The 25278-nt window shown below is 42.2% G+C and carries 22 protein-coding genes and 1 pseudogene; all 23 read left to right on the forward strand.

Going from position 1 to position 25278, the window contains the following annotated elements; genetic code table 11:
- Positions 1-7 precede the first annotated feature (7 nt).
- The 23 genes and pseudogenes from pyrH to ACF3OH_RS05900 all read left to right on the forward strand — a co-directional run bounded on the left by pyrH (position 8) and on the right by ACF3OH_RS05900 (position 25244).
- Entirely contained in the window at positions 8-733 is a 726-nt protein-coding gene (gene pyrH / locus ACF3OH_RS05790; RefSeq protein ID WP_204589049.1) for a UMP kinase, read from the forward strand.
- On the forward strand, positions 733-1290 hold the full coding sequence (frr, locus tag ACF3OH_RS05795; RefSeq protein ID WP_204589050.1) for a ribosome recycling factor: 558 nt from the start codon (positions 733-735) through the stop codon (positions 1288-1290). Before pyrH ends, frr begins: the two co-directional genes overlap by 1 nt.
- Positions 1291-1452: 162 nt before the next feature.
- Positions 1453-2211 carry an isoprenyl transferase gene (locus ACF3OH_RS05800; RefSeq protein WP_392456273.1) on the forward strand — a complete coding sequence of 253 codons (759 nt, stop codon included), beginning with the start codon at positions 1453-1455 and terminating at the stop codon, positions 2209-2211.
- On the forward strand, positions 2208-2999 hold the full coding sequence (locus ACF3OH_RS05805; protein WP_392456275.1) for a phosphatidate cytidylyltransferase: 792 nt from the start codon (positions 2208-2210) through the stop codon (positions 2997-2999). Before ACF3OH_RS05800 ends, ACF3OH_RS05805 begins: the two co-directional genes overlap by 4 nt.
- A 24-nt stretch (positions 3000-3023) precedes the next feature.
- Positions 3024-4169, forward strand: a complete 1146-nt coding sequence (dxr, locus tag ACF3OH_RS05810) for a 1-deoxy-D-xylulose-5-phosphate reductoisomerase (protein ID WP_392456277.1) — start codon at positions 3024-3026, stop codon at positions 4167-4169.
- Positions 4170-4199: 30 nt separating this feature from the next.
- Positions 4200-5453 carry an RIP metalloprotease RseP gene (gene rseP / locus ACF3OH_RS05815; RefSeq protein WP_392456280.1) on the forward strand — a complete coding sequence of 418 codons (1254 nt, stop codon included), beginning with the start codon at positions 4200-4202 and terminating at the stop codon, positions 5451-5453.
- A 58-nt stretch (positions 5454-5511) separates the two neighbouring features.
- Positions 5512-9831, forward strand: a complete 4320-nt coding sequence (locus ACF3OH_RS05820; protein ID WP_392456282.1) for a PolC-type DNA polymerase III — start codon at positions 5512-5514, stop codon at positions 9829-9831.
- A gap of 124 nt (positions 9832-9955) precedes the next feature.
- On the forward strand, positions 9956-10429 hold the full coding sequence (rimP, locus tag ACF3OH_RS05825) for a ribosome maturation factor RimP (RefSeq protein ID WP_204589056.1): 474 nt from the start codon (positions 9956-9958) through the stop codon (positions 10427-10429).
- A gap of 30 nt (positions 10430-10459) precedes the next feature.
- Positions 10460-11581 carry a transcription termination factor NusA gene (nusA, locus tag ACF3OH_RS05830; RefSeq protein ID WP_204589057.1) on the forward strand — a complete coding sequence of 374 codons (1122 nt, stop codon included), beginning with the start codon at positions 10460-10462 and terminating at the stop codon, positions 11579-11581.
- Between the two features lie 20 nt (positions 11582-11601).
- Complete coding sequence (rnpM, locus tag ACF3OH_RS05835) at positions 11602-11880, forward strand: RNase P modulator RnpM (RefSeq protein WP_204589058.1); 279 nt, start codon at positions 11602-11604, stop codon at positions 11878-11880.
- On the forward strand, positions 11877-12197 hold the full coding sequence (locus ACF3OH_RS05840; RefSeq protein WP_392456284.1) for a YlxQ family RNA-binding protein: 321 nt from the start codon (positions 11877-11879) through the stop codon (positions 12195-12197). Before rnpM ends, ACF3OH_RS05840 begins: the two co-directional genes overlap by 4 nt.
- A gap of 4 nt (positions 12198-12201) precedes the next feature.
- Complete coding sequence (gene infB / locus ACF3OH_RS05845; protein WP_392456286.1) at positions 12202-14583, forward strand: translation initiation factor IF-2; 2382 nt, start codon at positions 12202-12204, stop codon at positions 14581-14583.
- On the forward strand, positions 14580-14858 hold the full coding sequence (locus tag ACF3OH_RS05850; protein ID WP_204589061.1) for a DUF503 domain-containing protein: 279 nt from the start codon (positions 14580-14582) through the stop codon (positions 14856-14858). Before infB ends, ACF3OH_RS05850 begins: the two co-directional genes overlap by 4 nt.
- Before the next feature lie 14 nt (positions 14859-14872).
- Positions 14873-15208: a 30S ribosome-binding factor RbfA gene (gene rbfA, locus ACF3OH_RS05855; RefSeq protein WP_204589062.1), complete on the forward strand. Its 336-nt coding sequence runs from the start codon at positions 14873-14875 to the stop codon at positions 15206-15208.
- A 50-nt stretch (positions 15209-15258) separates the two neighbouring features.
- Entirely contained in the window at positions 15259-16191 is a 933-nt protein-coding gene (gene truB / locus ACF3OH_RS05860; protein ID WP_392456288.1) for a tRNA pseudouridine(55) synthase TruB, read from the forward strand.
- The gene (gene ribF / locus ACF3OH_RS05865; RefSeq protein WP_204589064.1) at positions 16188-17138 is read left to right on the forward strand and encodes a riboflavin biosynthesis protein RibF; all 951 of its coding nucleotides are present in this window, start codon (positions 16188-16190) and stop codon (positions 17136-17138) included. Before truB ends, ribF begins: the two co-directional genes overlap by 4 nt.
- Before the next feature lie 115 nt (positions 17139-17253).
- Positions 17254-17523 carry a 30S ribosomal protein S15 gene (gene rpsO, locus ACF3OH_RS05870; RefSeq protein ID WP_204589065.1) on the forward strand — a complete coding sequence of 90 codons (270 nt, stop codon included), beginning with the start codon at positions 17254-17256 and terminating at the stop codon, positions 17521-17523.
- A gap of 144 nt (positions 17524-17667) precedes the next feature.
- On the forward strand, positions 17668-19782 hold the full coding sequence (gene pnp, locus ACF3OH_RS05875; protein WP_392456290.1) for a polyribonucleotide nucleotidyltransferase: 2115 nt from the start codon (positions 17668-17670) through the stop codon (positions 19780-19782).
- Positions 19783-19841: 59 nt separating this feature from the next.
- Positions 19842-21059, forward strand: coding sequence for a pitrilysin family protein (locus ACF3OH_RS05880; RefSeq protein WP_204589067.1), 1218 nt, complete (start codon positions 19842-19844; stop codon positions 21057-21059).
- Between the two features lie 125 nt (positions 21060-21184).
- A pseudogene (spoVFB, locus tag ACF3OH_RS05885) lies at positions 21185-21421 on the forward strand (dipicolinate synthase subunit B); the annotation flags it as partial.
- A gap of 105 nt (positions 21422-21526) precedes the next feature.
- Positions 21527-22567 carry an aspartate-semialdehyde dehydrogenase gene (locus tag ACF3OH_RS05890; RefSeq protein WP_392456294.1) on the forward strand — a complete coding sequence of 347 codons (1041 nt, stop codon included), beginning with the start codon at positions 21527-21529 and terminating at the stop codon, positions 22565-22567.
- Positions 22564-23472 carry a 4-hydroxy-tetrahydrodipicolinate synthase gene (gene dapA / locus ACF3OH_RS05895; RefSeq protein ID WP_392456297.1) on the forward strand — a complete coding sequence of 303 codons (909 nt, stop codon included), beginning with the start codon at positions 22564-22566 and terminating at the stop codon, positions 23470-23472. Before ACF3OH_RS05890 ends, dapA begins: the two co-directional genes overlap by 4 nt.
- 107 nt (positions 23473-23579) lie before the next feature.
- Positions 23580-25244 (forward strand): ribonuclease J, encoded by a 1665-nt coding sequence (locus tag ACF3OH_RS05900; RefSeq protein ID WP_204589070.1) that lies wholly within the window; start codon positions 23580-23582, stop codon positions 25242-25244.
- The last annotated feature ends 34 nt before the right edge of the window (positions 25245-25278 follow it).

The following is a 25278-nucleotide window of genomic DNA, read 5'->3' on the forward strand; positions in this document are numbered from 1 at the left end:
GATATAAATGACGACACCACAATATAAACGAATCGTATTAAAGCTGAGCGGAGAGGCTCTTGCAGGAGAGCAAGGGTTTGGTTTATCGCCAGCCATCATTAAATCTGTTGCTGAACAAGTGAAAGAGGTAGTAGATTTAGGTATCGAGGTAGCTGTAGTCGTGGGCGGCGGAAATATCTGGCGCGGAAAAGTAGGCAGTGAGATGGGCATGGACCGTGCAACAGCAGACTATATGGGGATGCTTGCAACGGTTATGAATTCACTTGCTCTACAAGATGCACTTGAGAAAACAGGTGTAGAATCACGTGTTCAAACATCCATCGAGATGCGTCAAGTAGCAGAACCTTACATTCGCCGTAAAGCGATTCGTCATTTAGAAAAAGGGCGTGTTGTCATTTTTGCAGCAGGTACCGGCAACCCGTACTTCTCAACAGATACAACAGCTGCACTACGCGCAGCGGAAATCGAAGCAGATGTCATCTTGATGGCAAAAAATAACGTGGATGGCGTATATTCTGCTGATCCAATGGTAGATCCAACTGCTGTGAAATACGAGAATCTGTCGTTCTTAGAAGTTATTCAAAATGGGCTTCAAGTAATGGACTCAACGGCGTCTACTCTATGTATGGACAACGATATTGATCTTATTGTATTCTCAATTATGGAAAACGGTAATATTAAAAAGGCAGCACTCGGTGAAACAATTGGGACTGTCGTAAGGAGGAATTCATAATGACGAAGCAAGTAATTGACCAAACGAAAGATAAAATGGAAAAGTCAGTAGGTGCCTTTTCACGTGAAATCGCAACAATTCGTGCAGGACGTGCCAACGCTTCTCTACTAGACAAAATTACAGTAGACTACTATGGTTCACCAACACCAATTAATCAAATGGCTGGTATTTCTACGCCAGAAGCTCGTCTTCTAGTCATCCAACCATACGACAAAACTGTGATCAATGATATTGAGAAAGCAATTATGAAATCTGATTTAGGGATTTCTCCAACGAACGATGGTTCGGTGATTCGTTTAGCTGTACCTGCTTTGACGGAAGAACGTCGTAAAGACCTTGCGAAACAGGTGAAGAAAGAAGCAGAAGAAGCAAAAGTTCATATCCGAAATGTCCGCCGTGATGGAAATGAAGATTTGAAGAAGTTAGAAAAGAACGGTGAAATTACAGAAGATGATCTTCGCAGCTTCCAAGATGACGTTCAGAAACTAACGGATTCCTATATTGCGAAAATAGATGAACTTGCAAAAGAAAAAGAAAACGAAATCATGGAAATCTAATCTCAGGCGTCCTCTTAGGAGGATGCTTTTCTTTTTCTTTGAAACCTTCTGCTCAAAATCGCGTTCATATGGTGAAAGTAAAAAAATACAACTCAATGCTGTATGAAATTTGGTATGATAGGATATATATGTTTTGATACGAGCGTTTGGAGGAACCAATTTATGTTTAAAAAGCTTTTCACTCAAAAGGAAGAGGTGCCTGTCACAGGTCCTGTGCCGTCCCACATTGCCATCATCATGGACGGAAATGGTCGCTGGGCAACAAAGCGTGCCCTTCCACGGATAGCAGGCCATCATGAGGGAATGAAAACTGTTCGTAAAATCACACGATATGCCAATGATCTTGGTGTACAAGTACTAACGCTCTATGCATTTTCTACAGAGAACTGGTCTCGACCTAAAAAAGAGGTCGAATTTTTAATGCGTCTACCTGAAGAATTTTTAGGTACTTATTTGCCGGAACTGATTGAACAAAATGTTCGTGTTCAGATTATGGGAGACTTTCACTCACTACCAGAGCACACTAAACGAGCTGTTCAAAAAGCAATTGATGGAACAAAGAACAATACCGGCCTGATTTTAAATTTTGCACTGAACTATGGAAGTCGAGCAGAAATTCTACAGGCAGTGAAGACAATTTCTGAGGCTGTACAAACAGGCGAATTAGCACCAGAAGATATTACGGAAACTTTTATAGAAGAACACTTGATGACGAAAGATTTGATGGCACCGGACTTATTGATTCGAACGAGCGGGGAAGTTCGTCTAAGCAACTTCATGCTCTGGCAACTTGCCTATACAGAGTTTTTCTTCACAGATGTTTTGTGGCCAGACTTTGATGAAGCTTGTTTAAGAGAAGCGGTCTCGGTTTATCAATCGAGAAACCGTCGCTATGGTGGACTGGAGGAAACTAAGAAATGAAAGAACGTATTATTACAGCGTTAATTGCTCTGGCGCTGTTCATTCCCATCATATGGGTGGGGGGCATTGTTTTTGCGGTGGCGATCTATTTGATTGCTACAATTGCTCTTTATGAAATTTTGAGAATGAAACAAATTCGTTTGAAATCAATTCCAGGGTTCTTAGCACTCATAAATTTATATGTGCTACTATTACCAACTCAATATGAAGAGACGTTGATTGGCTTTACAGGTCACGATAAAATGACTTTTGTTTACGTATTAGTTTTCATGCTTTTGTTGTATGCAGTACTTGTGAAAAATACATTTACATATGATGACGCAGCATTCGTCTTTTTTGGAATGATGTACATCGGTATTGGTTTTTACTATTTAATTGAGACACGTATGGATGGACTCATTTATGTGGTCTTTGCTTTACTTATAGTTTGGACGACAGACTCAGGGGCCTACTTTACCGGAAGAAAGATTGGAAAGAAAAAACTTTGGCCGGAGATTTCTCCAAATAAAACAGTTGAAGGATTTTACGGTGGAGTTGTTGCAGCGCTAGTTTTTGCTTTCTTGCTAAACTGGTTATTCCCTTTTGCAGATACACTTCTGCAACTTGTTCTTGTGACGATTGCGGCTTCTATTATTGGTCAGTTCGGTGATCTTGCCGAGTCCGCTATTAAGCGCCATTATCACGTGAAAGACTCGGGTACTTTACTACCGGGTCACGGTGGTATCCTTGATCGATTCGATTCCTTATTATTCGTAATTCCTTTACTACACTTTTTACACTTTATTTAATGTCACCATCTGAGGAGTAGATGAATGAAGAAAATTAGTTTATTAGGAGCCACTGGTTCTATCGGTCAACAAACATTAGATGTATTGCGTACACATCCTGAGCAATTCGAACTTGTCGCCTTTTCTGTCGGTCAACAAGTCGATGCAGCACGTGCAATCGCTCGAGAATTCTCGGTGCCTTTGCTCTCTGTAGCAAATCAAGCAGATGTGAAAGCACTACAAGAAGATCTCCCTTCTACAGAAGTAGTCTGGGGAAGCGAGGGCTTAGTAGCTGTAGCGAGTGAGTCCGGTGCGGATTTACTTGTCAACGCAGTCCTAGGAAGTGTTGGCCTACAACCTACGTTACGCGCTATTGAAAAAGGCATTACGATTGCTATAGCAAATAAAGAGACACTTGTTACAGCCGGACATCTCGTGATGGCAGCAGCAAAAAAACACAATGTAGCCATTCTTCCTGTGGATAGTGAGCATTCCGCTTTATTCCAAGCTTTAAATGGTGAAAATCCAAAGCAAATTAAGAAGTTAGTTATTACTGCTTCTGGTGGAAGTTTCCGGGATAAAACGCGTGCGGAATTAGAAGGTGTAACCGTTCAAGATGCCCTCAATCACCCGAACTGGTCGATGGGAAGTAAGATTACTATAGATTCAGCAACGATGATGAACAAAGGGCTTGAAGTCATTGAAGCACATGTACTCTTTGATATGCCGTACAGTTCCATTGACGTTGTACTTCACCGTGAGAGTATTATCCATTCCATGATTGAGTTTGTAGATACAAGTGTCATGGCGCAGTTAGGTACGCCAGATATGCGTGTTCCGATTCAGTACGCTTTAACGTATCCTGATCGTCTTCCATTGCCACAAGCGAAAAGTTTGGATTTAGTGGAAATCGGTAAGTTGCATTTTGAAAAAATGGATTTAGAGCGTTACAAGGCACTTCACCTCGCAATTGAAGCAGGAAAAGAAGGTGGAACAGCAACGACCGTTTTAAATGCAGCAAATGAAGCAGCAGTAGCACTATTCTTGCAACAGAAGATTTCGTTTTTAGCGATTGACTCCTTCATTGAAAAAGCTCTTGAAGCGCATACAGTTACTGCTAATCCGACCTTAGAGACCATCTTGACAGTAGATGTTGAAACGAGAAGATTCGTCGAAAAAATGGTACACTAATCGTACTGTGAGAAATGAAGGTGGGGTAACTTGGAAACAGCAATTGCGTTTATATTAATATTTGGTTCTATTGTCTTCTTCCATGAATTGGGACATTTTATTTTTGCAAAACGTGCTGGAATCATGGTACGAGAGTTTGCAATTGGAATGGGACCCAAACTACTTGGCTATACAAAAGGTGAAACTGTTTATACAATCCGCATGCTACCAATCGGTGGTTATGTGCGAATGGCGGGTGAAGATCTGGATGCCATTGAATTACAACCGGGTTACCGGATTGGTGTTCGCCTAAATGAAAAAAATGAAGTGGATTTACTCGTTTTAAATCAAAAGAATTACTTGCCTGACATGCAATTTTTAGAAATAGAACGTGCGGATTTAATGAACGACATGTTCATTGAAGGATACGATGAGTCCGAAACATTTGTCCGTTACACGATTGCTCGTGATGCAAAAGTGAATGAGTCGGGCAGAGTTTCATTAATTGCACCGTATGATCGTCAGTTCCACTCGAAAACGGTAGGGCAGCGTTCACTAGCTATTTTTGCAGGACCTTTGTTCAATTTTATTTTAGCGTTTCTTGTGTTTACAGCACTTGCAATCTTCCGCGGAATTCCAACCGATGAGCCGCTGATTAGCTCAGTAGTTGACGATTCACCAGCGGCAGTTGCAGGACTTGTTCAAGGCGATGAAGTGACAGCAATTGACGGAGAGTCTGTTGCAAGTTGGTCAGAGCTTGCCCTTATCATTCAAGAGAATCCTGAGACACCTCTAACATTTGATGTGGAACGCGATGGACAACCTCTATCTCTTGAAATAACGCCCAATGCAGTAGAGAACGGGGAACAAGTCATTGGACAAATCGGCGTTCAAAGTCCACTAGAAAAGTCGATTTTAGGTTCTTTTGCGTATGGGGCAACCCAAACGTACGAATGGACTGTGTTGATTTTCCAACTTCTCGGTAACTTGATTACGGGTCAATTTTCTATCGATGATCTCTCAGGACCAGTAGGAATTTATAAAGCAACAGAAGAAGTAGCGAAGTTCGGAATCTTTAATTTGATGAACTGGACTGCTGTGTTGAGTATTAACTTAGGAATTATGAATTTACTTCCTCTTCCAGCACTTGACGGAGGTCGCTTGTTGTTCTTCGGATTCGAAGCACTTCGTGGCCGACCCGTTGATAAGCAACGTGAAGGAATGGTCCACTTTGTCGGGATTATGTTACTGATGGTTCTCATGATCGTTGTTACGTGGAATGATATCCAACGATATTTCTTTTAATGATGTCTAAGGGAAAGTTCACAAGTTGAACTTTCCTTTATTTTTACGGCAAGGGGGGATGTTCGTGCAAACGAATAAAATGAAGATGTTGCTACTTTTGCAACAATTAGAATTAGAAGAGGAAGCATATTTAGATGCTTTCGATAGTTATGAGCTTGAGAAACTGACTGTACATAAAAAAGAGCGCGTATGGTGTTTTCGGCTGACGGGTGAAAAAGCATTGCCAGGACCTATTTTTCATGAATTCAAAAATCGATTAGTCGAACGCTTTAAAGGAATTGCCATTGTCGAACTTGAAATAGCTTTGACAGGTGACTATGAACTAGCAGAAGTCATTCCGGCTTATTGGTTAGATGTTGTGGAATCATTCTATGAGATGAGTCCACCTTTAAAAGAATTGCTTGCATCTCAAGTGCCTCAAGTAGAGGGCCAGCTAGTCAAAGTGAAATGCGCACAGGAACTGGAACTTCGCACGTTGCAGACCAAATATTTCCCTAATCTTGCAGCTGCCTATAAAAAGCTTGGCATTGAAAATGTGCGTTTTGATTGTATTTTAGATGAGAATCCAGAAAAACTTGCAGAGATGCAACGTCAATTCCATGAGCAAAAGCGTGCAGAAGAAGAGGCACTTAGCCGCAAAGCACTTGAAGACCAGATGAACCGCGAGCAGTCTTCGGGTGAATCAAGTGTACCTGAAGGACCGTTCCAATTAGGAGTCCAAATTAAACAGGATGAACCTATCGTAGAAATTCGACGCATCCAAGATGAAGAACGTCGTATTACAGTCGAAGGCTATGTATTTGATGTTGAGATTAAAGAGCTTCGTAGTGGTCGTTCACTACTCACAGCAAAAATTACGGATTATACAGACTCCATTCTTGTCAAAATGTTCTCGCGAGACAAGGAAGATGTGCAGATGATGGAGCGACTGAAAAAAGGTATGTGGATCCGAACGCGTGGATCGATTCAAAACGATACGTTTGTGCGTGATTTAATTATGATGTCTCAAGACATGATGGAAATTCGCCCAGAAGTGAAGCAAGATAAAGCACCTGAAGGTAAAAAACGCGTAGAGCTCCACATGCATTCACCTATGAGTGCGATGGATGCGGTAACGCCTGTAGGGGAACTTATCAAACAAGCTGCCAAATGGGGGCATCCTGCAATTGCAATCACAGATCACGGGAATGTCCAAGCGTTTCCTGATGCCTATGCAGCTGGGAAAGCGAATGATATTAAAGTTATATTTGGCTTAGAGGCGAATCTTGTTCATGACGGTGTGCCGATTGCCTATGACGCAATCGACCAGTCACTTGAGCATGCAGAGTTCATCGTATTTGACGTGGAGACGACAGGTCTTTCTGCGACTTACGATAAAATCATCGAGCTTGCTGCAGTGAAAATTCGAGATGGAAATATAGTGGATAAGTTTGAACGCTTTGTAAATCCGCATCAAACACTTTCCGCAACGACGATTGAGTTGACAGGTATCACGGATGATATGGTGAGAGATGCACCGGAACTTGCTCAAGTGACAAAAGAATTCCATGAATTTATCGGTTCTGGAATTGTGGTCGCCCACAATGCTTCATTTGATATGGGCTTTTTATATGAGGCGTACCGTCAAAGTGGCGTTGAGACGTTTGACCATCCAGTAATAGATACATTAGAACTTGCCCGTTTTTTGCATCCGGAAATGAAAAATCATCGACTTGGTTCTTTAGCGAAGAAATTTAATATCGAACTTACACAAGCTCACCGCGCAATTTATGACTGTGAGGCTACGGGTTATTTACTTCTTCATTTATTAAAAGAGGCTGAACAACAAGGAATCACCAATCACAATCAATTGAATGATTACGTAGGAGAAGGCGACGCGTATAAGCGAGGGCGGCCGTCACATTGTACAATTCTTGCTATAAACGACGAAGGATTAAAGAATCTCTTTCATCTAGTATCGATTTCGCACGTTCAGACATTCTATCGTGTCCCACGCATTACTCGTTCTACTTTACAAAAATACCGAAAAGGTTTACTGATCGGGTCAGGCTGTGACAAAGGAGAAGTGTTTGAGGGATTGATGCAAAAACCGCTCGAGCAAGTGGAGCAAATAGCAAAGTTTTATGATTACTTAGAAGTGCATCCGAAAGAAGTATATCAGCATTTGATTGAACTAGAACTCGTGCGTGATGAATGGAACTTAGAAGACATCATCCGCAAAATGATCAAGTTAGGGAAACGTGTCAATAAACCGGTTGTTGCCACGGGGAATGTTCACTATTTAACGGAAAATGATGCAATTTATAGAAAGATTTTAGTGAGTGGTATGGGGGGAGCAAACCCATTGAACCGCCATGAGCTCCCGAAAGTGCATTTCCGAACAACAGATGAGATGGTACAAGCATTTGATTTTTTAGGTGCAGAAACAGCGCACCAAATCGTAGTAGAAAACTCTCAAGCAATTGCCGAACGTATCGGAGACGTCAAACCAATCAAAGATGATTTGTTTGCACCGAAGATTGAAGGGTCAGATGATGAGATTAAAGAATTGACCTATACGCGGGCGAAAGAGCTATATGGAGATGAATTACCTGAAATCGTGTCGGCTCGTATTGAAAAAGAATTGACGTCAATTATTGGTCACGGTTTTGGTGTTATTTATTTAATTTCACACAAACTTGTGAAGAAGTCTCTCGACGATGGCTATCTCGTAGGGTCACGTGGGTCTGTTGGTTCGTCGCTAGTCGCGACTTTGACGGATATCACAGAAGTGAATCCACTGCCACCGCACTATGTCTGCCCAGAATGTAAAAAATCGGAGTTCTTCCAAGACGGATCAGTCGGTTCGGGATATGATCTTCCGGATAAAGAATGTCCAGACTGCCAAGTGTTGTATCGAAAAGACGGTCAAGATATTCCGTTTGAGACGTTCCTTGGATTTAAAGGTGACAAAGTCCCTGATATCGATTTGAACTTCAGTGGAGAATATCAACCAACAGCACACAATTATACGAAAGAACTGTTCGGTGAAGACAATGTGTTCCGTGCAGGGACGATTGGTACGGTTGCTGAGAAGACTGCATATGGCTATGTCAAAGGCTATGCATCCGATCATAATTTGATTATGCGCGGAGCGGAAGTGGACCGGCTTGTAAAAGGGTGTACCGGCGTCAAACGATCGACTGGACAACACCCGGGTGGAATTATCGTAGTCCCTGATTACATGGACATCTACGATTTTTCACCAATTCAGTTCCCGGCAGATGCACAGGACTCGAGTTGGAAAACGACACATTTTGATTTCCATTCGATTCATGACAACTTGTTAAAACTTGATATACTCGGTCACGATGATCCGACCGTAATTCGTATGCTGCAAGACCTTTCGGGGATTGATCCAAAAACCATTCCAACGGATGATCCGGAAGTTATGAAGATTTTTAGTGGGACAGAATCATTGGGTGTCACGCAAGAACAAATTGACTGCAAAACCGGAACGCTTGGAATTCCGGAATTTGGTACGCGCTTTGTTCGTCAAATGTTAGAAGAGACTAAGCCATCGACATTTTCAGAACTTGTCCAGATTTCAGGCTTATCTCACGGGACAGACGTTTGGCTTGGCAATGCGCAAGAACTGATTCAAGCGGGTACATGTCAGTTAAGTGATGTAATTGGGTGTCGAGATGACATCATGGTCTACCTTATCTATCAAGGATTAGAGCCGTCACTCGCATTTAAAATTATGGAGTCCGTGCGAAAAGGGAAAGGGTTAACACCAGAGTTTGAAGACGAAATGAAGAAAAACAATGTTCCGGGATGGTATATCGACTCATGTAAAAAAATCAAATACATGTTCCCGAAAGCCCACGCCTCAGCGTATGTGTTGATGGCTGTTCGGATTGCTTTCTTTAAAGTGCATTTCCCAATCCTCTATTATGCAGCTTACTTTACAGTACGTGCATCAGATTTTGATTTGCAGGCAATGGTCAATGGCTCGCAAACGATTCGCGCACGCATTCAAGAAATTAATGCAAAAGGATTGGAAGCTAGCCCGAAAGAGAAGAGTTTGCTAACCGTACTAGAAATTGCACTTGAAATGTCTGAGCGAGGCATTCGTATGCAAAAAGTGGACCTTTATAAGTCAAAGGCTACAGAGTTTGTCATAGAAGGCACTACACTGATCCCGCCATTTAATGCTGTACCTGGACTTGGTACGAATGTTGCACTTCAAATCGTCCGTGCTCGTGAAACAGGTGAATTCTTATCAAAAGAAGATTTACAACAACGAGGCAAGGTGTCTCGAACGATTATTGACTATTTAGATTCCCTCGGATGTTTAGAAGGAATGCCGGATGCGAATCAATTGTCTTTATTTTAGCTACAATTTGCGTATGCCTCTCATATATGGTATGATTGGCATACGAATGGTAGATAACTTTTGCGCAAAGAGTGGGATTTCCCGCTCTTTTCTGTTGTTTAAAGACAAAAGTAAGGAGGATTTTATGCAAGAGATAGCCACAAAAATTGAGGGAATGATTGCTCCGATCGTTGCCGAAATGAATCTTGAATTAGTAGATGTTGAGTATGTAAAAGAAGGCCGTGATTGGTTTTTGCGCATTTATGTCGATGTTCCAGGTGGTGGAATTGACATTGAACAATGTGCACGTGTAAGTGAGCGAGTGAGCGAACTACTCGACGAAAAAGACCCAATAAAAGAAAACTATTTTCTTGAAGTGTCATCACCAGGCGCTGAACGCCCTCTAAAAAAAGAAGAGGACTACGTGCAAGCAGTTGGAGAATATGTTTTCTTCAAAACCTATGAGCCGATTGACAACCGCAAAGAATTTGAAGGTACGTTAAAAAGTTATTCTAAGGAAGAGGGAGCAGTAATCGAGTATCGTGATAAAACACGTGTCCGCACTGTTACGATTCCTCGCGATAAGGTTGCACTAGCGCGTCTAGCGATTGATTTTTAAGCATACTAGGTAAAATAAGGAGTGATAGCTGTGAGTAGCGAACTATTAGATGCCTTGACGGCTCTTGAACAACAAAAAGGAATTAAGCGTGATGTATTGATTGAGGCGATTGAGGCAGCACTTGTTACTGCATACAAACGTAATTTTAATCAAGCGCAAAACGTGCGAGTGGATATCAATCTTGACTCTGGATCTATGATTGTTTATTCCCGTAAAGATGTAGTGGAGGAAGTAGAAGATGAGCGTTTACAAGTTTCTCTTGAAGATGCACATCAAATAAATCCACATTATCAAGTTGGAGATGTTATTGAAGAAGAAGTGACACCTCGTAACTTTGGTCGTATTGCAGCGCAAACAGCAAAGCAAGTTGTAACACAACGTGTTCGTGAAGCTGAGCGCGGATTGATCTACGAAGAATATGTGGATCGTGAAGAAGATATCGTCAACGGAATTGTAGAGCGCCTAGACGCACGAAACATTTACGTAGGACTAGGTAAAGTAGAGGCTGTTCTTCCAGCGAATGAACAGATTCCTTCAGAAACATACCGTCCGCATGACCGAATCAAAGTGTTTATCACAAAAGTTGAGCGTACTACACGCGGACCTCAAGTATTTGTTTCTCGAACACATCCTGGATTACTTCGCCGTCTGTTTGAGATGGAAGTGCCAGAAATTTACGATGGAATTGTTGAAATTAAATCGATTGCACGTGAGGCGGGAGACCGTTCTAAGATCTCAGTAGTTGCACATAACGAAGATGTAGATCCAGTTGGTTCTTGTGTTGGAGCAAAAGGTGCTCGCGTACAAACGATTGTAAACGAACTCGGTGGCGAAAAAATCGATATCGTAGAGTGGTCTGAAGATCCAGTACAATTTGTAGCAAATGCATTAAGCCCATCACAAGTCTTAGATGTACAAGTAAACGACGACGATAAATCTACAACAGTAGTTGTTCCAGATTTCCAATTATCGCTAGCTATTGGAAAGCGCGGACAAAATGCGCGTCTTGCAGCAAAATTAACTGGCTGGAAAATTGATATTAAGAGCGAAACAGATGCACGAGAACTAGGTATTTACCCACGTGCGTATGAAGAACAAGAAGATCTCGAAGACTTTGTCCAAGACGAAGAGTTCGATTTTTATAAAGACTAAGTTAAAGAAGGTGTCTGCATATGGCAATCCAAAAAAAGATCCCCATGCGCAAATGTGTGGCAACCAATGAAATGTTTCCGAAGAAAGAAATGATTCGTGTTGTGCGGTCAAAAGAAGGAGACGTTTCTGTAGACCCGACTGGTAAGAAATCAGGTCGCGGCGCTTATCTTTCGAAATCGTTAGATGCGGTTGAAGCGGCGAAAAAGAAAAATTCATTAGGCAATCAATTAGAAGTCGCGATTCCACCTTCTATCTATGATGAATTGATCGTATTGATTGAGCGTGAAAAGTTAAAATGACACGTGAAGAGCAAATTACAAACCTTATAGGTCTCGCAACTAGAGCTCGCAAACTTGTCACAGGTGAAGAGCTAGTGATTCGAGAAGTAAGAAGGCAACAAGCCAAGCTGGTCATATTAGCGACGGATGCATCAGCTAATACAGCAAAAAAAGTGACTGATAAGTGTGCATCATACAACGTTGATTTAGGTGTCTTCGGAAATCGATATGATTTGGGACATGCAACCGGGAAAGAAGCCCGAGTTGTTTTAGCAATTATGGATAATGGTTTTGCGAAAAAATTGGCATCACTAATCAACGAATATAACCGGGGGTGAGCGAATGACGAAAATCAGAGTTCATGAATACGCCAAAAAAGTAAATAAATCAAGCAAAGATGTCATTACAGAGCTTGAAAAATTAAATGTGAAAGTTACGAATCATATGTCAACGATCGAATCCGATACAGTAAAACAATTAGATTCTAAATTCACACCAAGCCGTCCACAAGGCCAAGGACAACAACGTCCACAAGGCCAAGGACAACAACGTCCACAAGGCCAAGGACAACAACGTCCACAAGGCCAAGGACAAAACCGTCCACAAGGTCAAGGACAACAGCGTCCACAAGGTCAAGGGCAACAGCGTCCACAAGGCCAAGGGCAACAGCGTCCACAAGGTCAAGGACAACAGCGTCCACAAGGCCAAGGACAAAATCGTCCACAAGGTCAAGGACAACAACGTCCGCAAGGCCAAGGACAAACACCAAGCCGTCCACAAGGCCAAGGTACTGCACCTAACCGCGGTCCACAAGGCCAGAATCGCCCGAACTCAGGTGGCGGTGGCCGTCCAGGCGGAAATCGTGGTGGATTCCAAGGGCGTCCAGGTGGCAATCGTCCACACCGACGCAAAAAGAATTCAACACCAGTTCAACCACCAGTTCCACGTAAAGAGCGTGAACTACCAGCAAAAATTACGTTCACAGAGTCGCTCTCTGTACAAGAACTTTCAAAAAAATTAGGTCGCGAGCCAGCTGAACTGATCAAAAAGTTATTTATGCTCGGCATTATGGCTAACATCAACCAACAGCTTGATAAAGATACAATCGAATTAATCTGTGCGGACTATGGTGTAGAAGTAGAAGAAGAAATCAAAGTCGATATTACAGACCTTGAAGTACACTTCGAGAACGAAGAAGAGAGCGAAGCGGATTTAAAAGAGCGTCCGCCAGTTGTAACAATCATGGGTCACGTTGACCACGGGAAAACTACACTTCTTGACTCGATTCGTAATTCAAAAGTTACTTCTGGAGAGGCAGGCGGTATTACACAACATATCGGTGCTTACCAAGTAACGGATGAAAACGGCAAAAAAATTACATTCTTAGATACTCCTGGTCACGCAGCGTTTACTACAATGCGTGCACGTGGAGCAAAAGTTACAGATCTAACAATTTTAGTTGTAGCAGCAGATGATGGCGTTATGCCACAAACGGTTGAGGCAATCAACCACGCGAAAGCTGCAGAAGTTCCAATTATTGTAGCAGTAAACAAAATGGATAAACCATCTTCAAATCCAGATCGCGTTATGCAAGAGTTAACGGAACATGGTTTAGTTCCTGAAGATTGGGGCGGAGATACAATCTTTGTACCAATTTCAGCTTTAAAAGGTGATGGAATAGATACATTACTTGAAATGGTACTTCTTGTATCTGAAGTGGCTGAGTTAAAAGCGAATGCTAAGCGCAAAGCAATCGGTACTGTTATTGAAGCGCAACTTGATAAAGGTCGCGGTTCAGTAGCTACTCTACTTGTTCAAGACGGGACATTACGTGTTGGAGATCCAATCGTAGTAGGTCATGCATATGGACGTGTTCGTGCAATGGTCAATGAGACAGGTCGTCGATTAAAAGAAGCGGGTCCTTCTACTCCTGTAGAAATTACAGGATTGAATGAAGTGCCACTTGCAGGAGATCGTTTCGTTGTATTCGAAGACGAAAAAACTGCTCGTCAAGTTGGTGAATCACGTGCATCTACAGCGATTCAAGAACAGCGTTCAGAGAAAACGCGTGTAACACTTGATAACTTATTTGATCAAATGAAACAAGGCGAAATGAAAGAGCTAAACTTGATTGTAAAAGCTGACGTACAAGGTACAGTGGAAGCAATGGCAGCTGCTCTCATGAAGATTGAAGTCGAAGGCGTAAACGTCCGTATCATCCATACTGGCGCTGGCGCAATCACGGAATCTGACATTTCACTTGCTGCAGCTTCTAATGCAATTGTTATCGGATTCAATGTACGTCCAGATACAAACGCAAAACGTGCTGCGGAAGAAGAAGGCGTAGATATTCGCTTGCACCGTATTATTTACAAAGTAATTGAAGAGATTGAATTCGCAATGAAAGGGCTACTTGACCCTGAATTCGAAGAAAAAATCATTGGTCAAGCAGAAGTTCGTGAGACATTCAAAGTTTCTAAAGTTGGTACCATTGCAGGTTCTTATGTCACAGAAGGAAAAATCACTCGTGACTCTGGCGTCCGCGTGATTCGAGACGGCATCGTAATCTTCGAGGGCGAACTAGATACATTGAAACGCTTCAAGGATGATGCGAAAGAAGTAGCACGTGGCTACGAGTGTGGTATCACAATCAAAGGATTTAATGATGTAAAAGAAAACGATATTATCGAAGCCTACATCATGCAAGAAATCGTACGTAAATGATCCTTTATCTCGAGTGTGAATTTATTCTGCCAAATGTGCACACCCTAAAAGAAAAGCGGGCAGTACTTCAGCGAATGTTGAAACGCACGAGTCAAAAATACAATGTCGCTGTCAGTGAATTGGACTTCCAAGACCTCTGGCAACGCACCAAAGTCGGAGTTGTGACGGTCTCTTCCGACCGTCGTCACTCTGAGCGCGAGCTCCACCGAGTGCTCGAGTTTTTAGAATCAAACTCTGAATGGGAATGTCTTCATTACCAAATTTTAGAGCTGTAATTGAGGTGAAGAAAATGTCGATGAGATCAAACCGTGTTGCGGAACAAATGAAAAAGGAAATCGCAGATATCCTAAAGCGTAAAGTGAAAGACCCACGCGTAGAATTTGTGACGGTCACTGACGTAGAAGTAACAGGTGACCTCCAACAGGCAACTGTTTATGTCACTGTGTTAGAAAACGAGCAGGAAGCACTGAAAGGTCTTGATAAGGCAAAAGGAATCGTTCGCTCTGAAGTAGGAAAACGTATCCGTCTTCGCAAAACACCTGAGCTTGCTTTCCAGATTGACGAATCAATCGCTTACGGAAATCATATAGATAACCTTTTGCGAAAACTAAATCAGCAAGATTAATCTGAAGCCTGCCTCCACTAGAGGCGGGCTTTTTTGTAAGGAGGGGTAGTATGCATGAATTAGAAGGAATTTTGCCGCTATGGAAAGAATCGGGAATGACGTCGCATGATTGTGTATTTAAATTACGTAAGATTTTAAAGATGAAACGAATCGGTCATACTGGCACTTTAGATCCGGACGTAGAAGGTGTACTTCCTATTTGTGTAGGACAAGCCACTAAAGTGGCGGAGTATGTGATGGCACAAGGGAAAGCATACAGAGCAACAGTGTCACTCGGAGCTTCTACGACTACTGAAGATGCCTCTGGTGAAGTGGTTGCACGAGCACAAGGTCCTGTAGTAATCACAAAAGAGGAGCTGCTTTCTGCATTAGCAGAACTTACGGGTACAATCACCCAAACTCCACCCATGTATTCAGCAGTGAAAGTGAATGGTCGTCGCCTCTATGAATACGCGCGAGAAGGAAAAGTAATCGATCGTCCGAGTCGTGAAGTGACGATTCATACCCTTGTACTTATTGAAGAACCTAAGCAGTGGAGTGGCGATGAACTTACTTTTGTCGTAGATGTTGCATGTAGTAAAGGGACATACATTCGAACTCTTGCTGTTCAAATAGGAGAGCTTCTCGGTGTTCCAGCGCATATGAAAAAGCTCGTTCGTACAAATGCTGGCGGTTTTGAATCATCTGAAGCCGTTACACTAGCTGAGCTCGCTGAACTGTTTGAAAATGATCAAATCCAATCTGTGTTACAACCCATTGAACGTTCGTTAAAAGAGTGGCCGTATCATGAGATCCCGGTAGATCTTGAAAAAGCTTTTTCAAATGGGCAAGTTGTTCCTGCTCACACGGACTTACAAATTCATGATAAGATTGTAATTGGAAAAAATGGAGTAGCGCATGCGGTTTATCGAGCGCATCCAGAAAAGCCAGGTTACATGAAACCTGAAAAAATGTTTACACGTCCGGAGATGGAAATCCAATGATTACCCAGTACATCACTTATCCCTCAAAAATGCCTGCTCCTGATAAAGTAGGATATGCACTTGCACTAGGCTTTTTTGATGGATTACATAAAGGGCACCAACAATTGATCAACCAAGCGGTAAAAAGTGCAAAAACGAATGCGCTGCGTAGTGCCGTCATGACATTTGATCCGCACCCTTCAGTCGTACTTGGGGGGAAAAAAGAAGATATCTTCTATATAACACCACTTAAACAAAAACTTGAATTACTTGAAGAGCAAGGTGTAGATACTGTTTTTGTTGTTCGTTTCACATCGGACTTTGCACGGTTATCACCAGAGACATTTATCGAGCAATTTATTTTGGGCTTAAATGTGCGTCATGTCATTGGGGGATTTGACTTTTCGTTTGGAGCGTTTGGAAAAGGTTCTATGGAGCTTATGAAGACATACGAATCAGAACAGTTGAACGTCACGACGATTGACAAATTTTCGCAAGATGGTGAAAAGGTCAGCTCTACACGTATCCGCGGGGAATTAAAAGAAGGCAATATGCAACAAGTATGTGAACTTCTAGGACGACCATTCCAGCTTGATGGGGTAGTCGTTCACGGAGATAAGCGTGGCCGTACTATTCAGTTCCCAACAGCGAATGTAGAACCAGACGAAGGACAATTCATACCAGCAACTGGTGTTTACGCCGTCCGTATGAAAGTACAAGACCAATGGATTGATGGAGTATGTAACGTCGGCTATAAACCAACAGTCCAATCCGAGAAGAAATTGTCAATTGAAGTTCATTTGTTCGATTTCAATCGCGATATATACGGTGAAGAAGTGCGCATTCATTGGTACTATCCGATTCGCAAGGAACAAAAGTTTCCATCACTTGATGCATTAAAAGTTCAGATTGAAAAAGACAAAGACCAAGCGATTCGATTATTGGCCGGTGAAGGCTTGCAACCCTAACTGCAGTCTGCTATACTGATTCAGTACGTCTTGTACTTAACCTTATCTTGGCTTTTCGATTCTCCAACGATTGCTCAGGTACAGGGGATATTTTATTTTCTAGGAGGAAACCAACATGGCAATTACAAAAGAACGTAAAAATGAACTGATCAATGAGTATCGTACACACGAAAGTGACACGGGTTCACCAGAAATCCAAATCGCTATGCTTACTGAAGAGATCAACTCTTTAAACGAGCACTTACGTACACACAAAAAAGATCACCACTCACGCCGCGGTCTATTCAAAATGGTTGGACGTCGTCGTAACCTATTGAAGTACCTACGTGAAACAGAAGTTCAACGTTACCGTGAATTGATTGCAAAATTAGGCTTACGCCGCTAATTCGAATATTCAATTTAGTAGACTCAACTTGTGATACAGGTTGAGTCTTTCTGCTAATAGAAAGTTGTTTTCATCATATAGAGTAGTCTGATACACTACAAGAGGATACATAACAAGGATTTGGATGTTGAGAGGAGTACGCACATGACCGAAAAGAAAACGTATACGTATGAATGGGCAGGTCGCCCGCTGACGATTGAGGTCGGACAGCTTGCCAAGCAAGCAAATGGAGCCGTTTTAGTACGCTATGGAGATACAACTGTATTGTCTACAGCCACTGCTTCAAAACAGCCGAAGAACTTAGATTTCTTCCCACTTACTGTAAACTATGAAGAAAAATTATATGCCGTCGGTAAAATTCCAGGGGGCTTTATCAAGCGTGAAGGCCGTCCATCAGAACGTGCAATTTTAACGAGCCGCTTAATTGACCGTCCAATTCGCCCACTATTTGCCGATGGTTTCCGTAACGAAGTACAAGTGATTTCAATCGTCATGTCGGTTGATCAAAACTGTTCTTCAGAAATGGCAGCAATGGTTGGATCTTCTCTAGCACTATCGGTTTCAGATATTCCATTTGAAGGACCAATTGCGGGTGTGCAAGTTGGATATGTTGACGGAGAATTTCTGATCAACCCAACAACAGAGCAAATGGAAAACTCATTAATGGATTTAGTTGTCGCTGGAACAAAAGATGCGATTAACATGGTAGAAGCGGGCGCGAAAGAAGTTTCTGAAGAAATCATGTTAGAAGCCATCATGTTCGGGCACGAAGAAATTAAAAAGTTGATTGCATTCCAAGAAAAGATTGTTGCAGAAGTCGGTAAGACAAAGACTGAAGTAACACTTTATCAACTTGATGAATCAATCGTAGCAAAAGTGCGTGAAATGGCTGAAGTTGAAGTAAACACAGCTGTACAAGTAGCAGAAAAAGCTGCACGTGATGAAGCAATCAATGAAGTACGTACGCGCGTAATTGAAACATTCGAGGCTGAAGAAGCAGACGCCGATACAGTAAAGCAAGTGCGTCAAACTGTTGATATGCTTGTGAAAGAAGAAGTTCGTCGTTTGATCACAGAAGAAAAAGTACGTCCAGATGGTCGGAAGCAAGACGAAATTCGTCCACTCTCTTCTGAAGTGAGCGTTCTGCCACGTACTCATGGTTCGGGACTATTTACTCGTGGCCAAACACAAGCACTCAGCATTTGTACATTAGGTCCACTAGGCGATGTTCAAATCATCGACGGACTCGGTATTGAAGAATCAAAACGCTTTATGCATCATTACAATTTCCCACTCTTCAGTGTTGGAGAAACTGGTCCGATTCGTGCACCAGGTCGCCGCGAAATTGGACACGGTGCTTTAGGTGAACGTGCTTTAGAAGCAGTGATTCCAGATGAAGAGACATTCCCATACACAATGCGACTTGTTTCAGAAGTATTAGAATCGAATGGCTCTACATCTCAGGCAAGTATCTGTGCATCCACTCTTGCGATGATGGATGCTGGAGTGCCTCTTAAAGCGCCTGTTGCGGGTATCGCAATGGGTCTAATAAAAAAAGGTGAGCACTATACAGTGTTAACAGATATTCAAGGGATGGAAGATCACCTTGGAGACATGGACTTTAAAGTAGCTGGAACTGCAGCAGGTGTCACGGCTCTTCAAATGGATATCAAAATTGATGGGTTATCTCGTCAAATTCTAGAAGAAGCTCTAGCACAAGCAAAAACGGGCCGTCTACAAATTTTAGAGTCAATGCTTGCAACACTTCCTGCTTCTCGTGAGAAGTTATCACAATATGCACCGAAAATTGATGTACTGAAAATCAATCCGGATAAAATCCGTGACGTTATCGGACCGGGTGGTAAAGTGATTAACAAGATCATTGATGAAACAGGTGTTAAGATTGATACTGAACAAGATGGTACAATCTATATCGCTTCTTCAGATGAAGAGATGATTGCGAAAGCACGTGCCATGATTGAAAATATCGTACGTGTAGCAGTTGTCGGAGAATACTATCTAGGGAAAGTGAAACGCATTGAAAAATTCGGTGCCTTCCTTGAACTCTTCCCAGGAAAAGATGGACTTCTTCACATCTCTGAAATTCAAGAAGAGCGAACAAAAGCGGTGGAAGATGTCTTGAAAATGGGCGATGAGCTCCTAGTCAAAGTCATCGAAATCGACAACCAAGGACGCGTCAATCTTTCTCGTAAAATCGTGTTGAAAGAAGAAAAAGAACGCGCTGAACAACAACAATAAGAGAAAGCTGCATGCATTGGCATGCGGCTTTTCTAGTCTTTTTGAAAGGTCGAATTAGCATGACGAAATTAACATTACCAAATGGTGTCCGTGTATTGACACATCCGATGGAACACACACGTTCCGTTTCAATCGGGATATGGGTCGAGGTTGGGTCACGCCATGAGCAACCTGAAGAGTCCGGAATGGCTCATTTTATAGAACATATGCTATTTAAAGGTACAAAGACACGGTCAGCAAAAGATCTTGCGATTGCATTTGATACAATTGGCGGCAATAGTAACGCGTATACATCGAAAGAGCAAACTTGTTATTATACACGTGTTGTTGATCGTTATGCGGAACGGGCAATTGAACTCCTTGGTGATATGCTGTGGAACTCTGTATTTGACCCAGAAGAAATGGAGCGAGAGAAACAAGTGATTATTGAAGAGATTCATATGGTAGAAGATACACCCGATGATATCGTCCATGAATATTTGTGGGAAGGAATTTATAAAAATCATCCTCTCGCACGTCCAATACTTGGAACGAGTGAAACTGTCGCTTCTTTTTCACGAGAACAAGTCTGTGCATTTTACAACAAAATGTACCATCCTTCTCGAATCATCGTCTCCGTCGCTGGAAATGTAAATGACAGTTTGATTCAGCAAATCGAGAAAACATTCGGTGCAGTAGAGTGGGAAAATCAAGAGCAGGAGGAAGTGCTGCCAGCCCCGTTCTATTCTGTTGAAATCGTGAATGAACGAGAAATCGAACAAGCCCATGTGACACTTGCTTGGAATTCTCATTCTGTTTTAGATGAAGATATTTATGCAATCGTACTGCTTCAGACAATGCTTGGTGGATCGATGTCATCACGACTTTTTCAAACGATACGTGAAGAAAAAGGCTTGGCCTACTCGATCTATTGTTATCATACTTCTTACATCGATGGAGGAGTTTTTGCCATTTATGGTGGGACGTCAACAGATCAAGTAAATGAGCTTCTTGCTGCAATCGATGAAATAGTGAAAGACATTTGCACGACTGGATTTACTTCGCAAGAGCTCGACAACGCACTCGCGCAAATTGAATCTAATTTAATTTTGTCTTTAGAAAGTTCTACAACATGGATGAACCGTCTCGCACGTAACGAGATTTTATACGGAGAGCAACATTCAGTAGAAAGCTACTTAGAAAAATACAAAGCTGTCACACTAGAGGATATTTTGCGTGTCGCACAATTGTTCCAAAATCCAAAATCTTGTTCTATTTTAAAACCATATGCTTCATAATTCATGAAACTCCTCTTTCCCAGTAACATATAGTACTGGGTAAGGGGGGTTTATGTGTTTATCGGAGTTGATTCGTAAAGAATTGGTCGGTGTGCAAGAAGGTAAAAAATATGGACTGCTAGAACATGCGGAACTGGAAGCCTGTTGTTGTAGGCGTATCTACCAATGACGCTTTAGGTATGAACGGATCAAATGTGATGGCACTACTTCGCAGTAAACATATTTATATGATCCCACTTGGTCAAGATGATTCATTTAAAAAGCCGACATCACTTGTAGCTGATTTCTCAAAACTAGCAGATACGGTAGAAGCAGCAGTACGTGGGGAGCAGCTACAACCTTTATTGATCTCCTCTGTCTAAAAGGTTGCCTTCTAAAAATAATAGTAATAATTATTTAATCCCGTGAATTATCATACGAATTGTGGTACAATATCGCCATTATGAATGCAGGAAGGGGAGTTTAGAGTGAGTGAACAATACCAGGTTGCCATCGTAGGGGCAACAGGAGCAGTAGGACAGAAAATAGCTGAGAAACTAGTTGAGAGGAATTTTCCATACTCCCATATAAAATTATTGGCATCCAGTCGTTCAGCAGGCCAAACTGCTAAAGTTGGTGGCCATACCTATACAATCGAAGAAGCGAAACCGGAAGCGTTTGATGGTGTGGATTTTGCGTTCTTCTCAGCAGGTGGAGACGTCTCCAGAAAGCTTGCAAAAGAAGCGGCGGCTCGTGGAGCAGTTGTCATTGATAATACAAGTGCTTTTCGGATGGACCCGGATACGCCGCTTGTGGTGCCGGAAGTGAATCCGCAGGCATTACATGAACACAACGGAATCATTGCGAATCCAAACTGTTCAACAATTCAAATGGTATGTGTACTTGAACCACTTCGACAAAAAGCAGGTTTGAAAAAGGTGATCGTTTCGACATATCAAGCCGTTTCTGGTTCGGGTGCAGCGGCAATCGATGAGTTGACGAAAGAAAGTCATGCTTTGGGACTTTCGGAACCGTCGCCACAAGTGTTACCAGTAAAGAGTCAACCAAAGCATTATCCGATTGCAGGGAATTTACTCCCACAAATCGATGTGTTTGAAGAAAATGGTTTTACATTTGAAGAGATGAAAATGATGAACGAAACTAAGAAAATCATGAGCTTGCCAGACCTTTCAATTGCAGCTACATGTGTGCGTGTTCCAGTCGTCACAGGACACTCTGAATCCGTCTATTTAGAAACAGAACAAGAGCTATCATTACAGGAGATTCGAGACGTTTTAACAGCGGCTGAAGGCGTGGTCCTACAAGATGATCCAACAGCTCAAGTGTACCCGATGCCACTCTACGCGACAGATGAAGATCCAGTATTCGTCGGCAGAATTCGTAAAGACCCAGTTGAAAAGACCGGAATTCATTTATGGATTGTTGCGGACAATCTGTTAAAAGGTGCCGCTCTGAATTCCATTCAGATTGCCGAAAAAATGATTGCACAAAAAGAGGTGTCCTCGTGAATTTAGGTAAAGTTTCAACAGCACTGATCACACCGTTTACATCATCTGGTGAAGTAGACGTTAACCAACTACAAAAAATTGTAGAGCATTTGCTACAATCAGGTACAGAAAGTATTGTAGTGAATGGGACTACGGCCGAATCACCAGTGTTGTCTCATGATGAAAAGGTACGTGTCATTCAAACAGTACTGAATCAAGTAGCAGGTCGTGTGCCTGTAATCGCTGGAACGGGTTCAAACAACACAGCACAGACGATTGCTTTCACAAAAGAAGTCGAAGCACTCGGTGTTGATGGTTGCATGGTCGTCGCACCTTATTACAATAAACCAAATCAACGCAGCATGATTGCCCATTTCACAGCGATTGCTGATGCTGCGACAAAGCCATTAATGCTCTACAATATACCCGGACGTTCAGTTGTCAATATGACCGCTGACACTACAGCTGAATTAAGTAAGCATGCAAACATTCACTGGATGAAAGAAGCAAGTGGAGACGTTGGCCAAATTACACAGATACTCCATAAATCATCAATAGATTTCAAAGTATATAGTGGAGATGATGGTCTGACATTGCCGTTGTATGCGATTGGTGCTAGTGGTATCGTCTCTGTTGCATCTCATATTGTCGGCAAAGAGATGCAAGAAATGATTCAAGCTTTTGAGCAAGGAAATCACTCGCTTGCTAGAGCATATCATCAACTTCTACAACCACTTTTTGATGGGCTGTTCACATCTCCGAATCCAACAGTCATCAAATATGCACTCGGAAAGCTGCACGGTTTTTCAGAGGACGTGCGTTTACCCCTCGTTCCATTAAGTGCCGAAGAGAAAGCAAACTTTGATACACTTTGGGCAGAATTTGAAGAAGGCCGGAATAAATTAACACGCACGATCCAAGACTGAGGAAACTCAGTCTTTTTTTCGTTTCACCCCTACTTTCTAAAACGCAACGAGTAAGCTATAATGAAGACTAGTGAAAAGGTGCGGGTACTTATTTAGGAGGAAATCAATTGAAAACTGTTAATGAATCAATTCGCGTGATTCCACTCGGTGGAGTTGGAGAAATCGGAAAGGCTATGTACGTTGTGGAAATTGACGATGAAATCTTCGTTGTCGACAGCGGACTGATGTTCCCGGAAAATGAAATGTTGGGGATCGACATCGTCATTCCTGATTTAAGCTATTTAGAAGAAAATAAAGATCGTGTAAAGGGTATCTTTTTAACACATGGTCATGAAGATGCGATTGGATCAATTGCATACTTACTTCAAAAAATATCAGCGCCTGTTTATGGTTCGAAACTTACAATCGCGCTTGCAAAAACGCATTTAAAAGATTTAAAACCAAAGCAACCGGTAAAGTTTTTCGAAGTAACAAACGCAAGTCGCATGAACTTTAGTCGTACGCACGTGACATTTTTCCATGTGACACACAGCATTCCAGACACACTTGGGATTGTGTTCCATACATCAGAAGGTCCAATCGTTTACACAAGTGAATTCAAATTTGATCAGTCAGCGCAAGGAAAATACGCACCAGACCTAGCCAAACTTGCAATGCTTGGTGATCAAGGTGTATTTATGTTGCTATCCGACTCAACAGAAGCAGAACGTCCAGGGTATACAACGTCTGAGACCGTTATTGCAAACCAATTATCAGACACGTTCTATGCTGCAAAAGGGCGCGTTATTGTAGCTCTTTACGCGTCTAACTTTATCCGTATCCAGCAAGTGTTAGATAAAGCTAAGGAAACCGGTAAAAAAGTGGCATTTGCGGGACGTACTTTAGAAACGACGATGAAGATCGCAATAGACTTGGGCTACATGATTGTCGGAGAAGATGTATTGATTCCTTTAAAAGAAATCAGTTCAGTTGATGAAGATAACCTCGTTATCATCGTATCCGGTACACAAGGTGAACCATTAGAAGCACTTGAAAAAATGGTGCGCAAACAACATCGTGAAATTAAAATCAATGAAAATGATACAGTACTGATTACGTTCACACCATCTCCAGGTATGGAAGTAAGCATGTACCACACGATGAATAGCATCGCAAAAGCGGGAGCACGCGTGTTGACATCTGCTAAAAATGTCCACGTATCCGGTCACGGTAGTCAAGAAGACTTGAAGATGATGATCAACTTCTTAAAACCGAAGCATTTCATTCCCGTTCAAGGTGAATATCGTATGCTGATTGCTCACTCAAAGCTGGCTCAACAAACAGGCATGTCGAAGTCTCAAATCTTTATTGCGGATAAAGGGGACATTGTCGAGTTTAAAAACGGCAAGGTGCGCATGAGTGGCCGCGTTACAGCAGGGAATGTGTTGATTGATGGGATAGGAGTAGGAGATGTTGGAAATATCGTGCTTCGTGACCGTAAATTATTATCGCAAGATGGTATTTTCATTGTCGTCGTGACGTTAGATCGCAAGAAGCGTAAGATTGCCAGTGGACCTGAAGTATTATCTCGTGGATTTGTGTATGTACGCGAATCTGAAGAACTACTGCAGGAAGCGCAACAAAAAGTGAAAACGGTTGTTGAAAAGTATACAGAGAAAGAATCGTTTGAGTGGACGAATATCAAGCAAGAGATTCGGGATACATTGCACTCGTATCTTTTCCAGCAAACGAAGAGACGCCCGATGATCATTCCGATCATTATGGAATATTAAATTGTACAGGGTTTCCACCTTCCGGGGAGGAGGC

Source organism: Chryseomicrobium aureum (assembly GCF_043182735.1).
Lineage (GTDB): Bacteria > Bacillota > Bacilli > Bacillales_A > Planococcaceae > Chryseomicrobium > Chryseomicrobium aureum.

Excerpts from the sequence above, each read along its gene's own strand:
- infB (WP_392456286.1), top strand. The coding sequence starts at position 12,202 with ATGACGAAAATCAGAGTTCATGAATACGCCAAAAAAGTAAATAAATCA.
- ACF3OH_RS05850 (WP_204589061.1), top strand. The coding sequence starts at position 14,580 with ATGATCCTTTATCTCGAGTGTGAATTTATTCTGCCAAATGTGCACACC.
- frr (WP_204589050.1), top strand. The coding sequence starts at position 733 with ATGACGAAGCAAGTAATTGACCAAACGAAAGATAAAATGGAAAAGTCA.
- ACF3OH_RS05820 (WP_392456282.1), top strand. The coding sequence starts at position 5,512 with ATGTTCGTGCAAACGAATAAAATGAAGATGTTGCTACTTTTGCAACAA.
- ACF3OH_RS05800 (WP_392456273.1), top strand. The coding sequence starts at position 1,453 with ATGTTTAAAAAGCTTTTCACTCAAAAGGAAGAGGTGCCTGTCACAGGT.
- pyrH (WP_204589049.1), top strand. The coding sequence starts at position 8 with ATGACGACACCACAATATAAACGAATCGTATTAAAGCTGAGCGGAGAG.
- ACF3OH_RS05840 (WP_392456284.1), top strand. The coding sequence starts at position 11,877 with ATGACACGTGAAGAGCAAATTACAAACCTTATAGGTCTCGCAACTAGA.
- dxr (WP_392456277.1), top strand. The coding sequence starts at position 3,024 with ATGAAGAAAATTAGTTTATTAGGAGCCACTGGTTCTATCGGTCAACAA.
- rbfA (WP_204589062.1), top strand. The coding sequence starts at position 14,873 with ATGTCGATGAGATCAAACCGTGTTGCGGAACAAATGAAAAAGGAAATC.
- ACF3OH_RS05880 (WP_204589067.1), top strand. The coding sequence starts at position 19,842 with ATGACGAAATTAACATTACCAAATGGTGTCCGTGTATTGACACATCCG.
- pnp (WP_392456290.1), top strand. The coding sequence starts at position 17,668 with ATGACCGAAAAGAAAACGTATACGTATGAATGGGCAGGTCGCCCGCTG.
- rnpM (WP_204589058.1), top strand. The coding sequence starts at position 11,602 with ATGGCAATCCAAAAAAAGATCCCCATGCGCAAATGTGTGGCAACCAAT.
- truB (WP_392456288.1), top strand. The coding sequence starts at position 15,259 with ATGCATGAATTAGAAGGAATTTTGCCGCTATGGAAAGAATCGGGAATG.
- ribF (WP_204589064.1), top strand. The coding sequence starts at position 16,188 with ATGATTACCCAGTACATCACTTATCCCTCAAAAATGCCTGCTCCTGAT.
- rpsO (WP_204589065.1), top strand. The coding sequence starts at position 17,254 with ATGGCAATTACAAAAGAACGTAAAAATGAACTGATCAATGAGTATCGT.
- rimP (WP_204589056.1), top strand. The coding sequence starts at position 9,956 with ATGCAAGAGATAGCCACAAAAATTGAGGGAATGATTGCTCCGATCGTT.
- ACF3OH_RS05805 (WP_392456275.1), top strand. The coding sequence starts at position 2,208 with ATGAAAGAACGTATTATTACAGCGTTAATTGCTCTGGCGCTGTTCATT.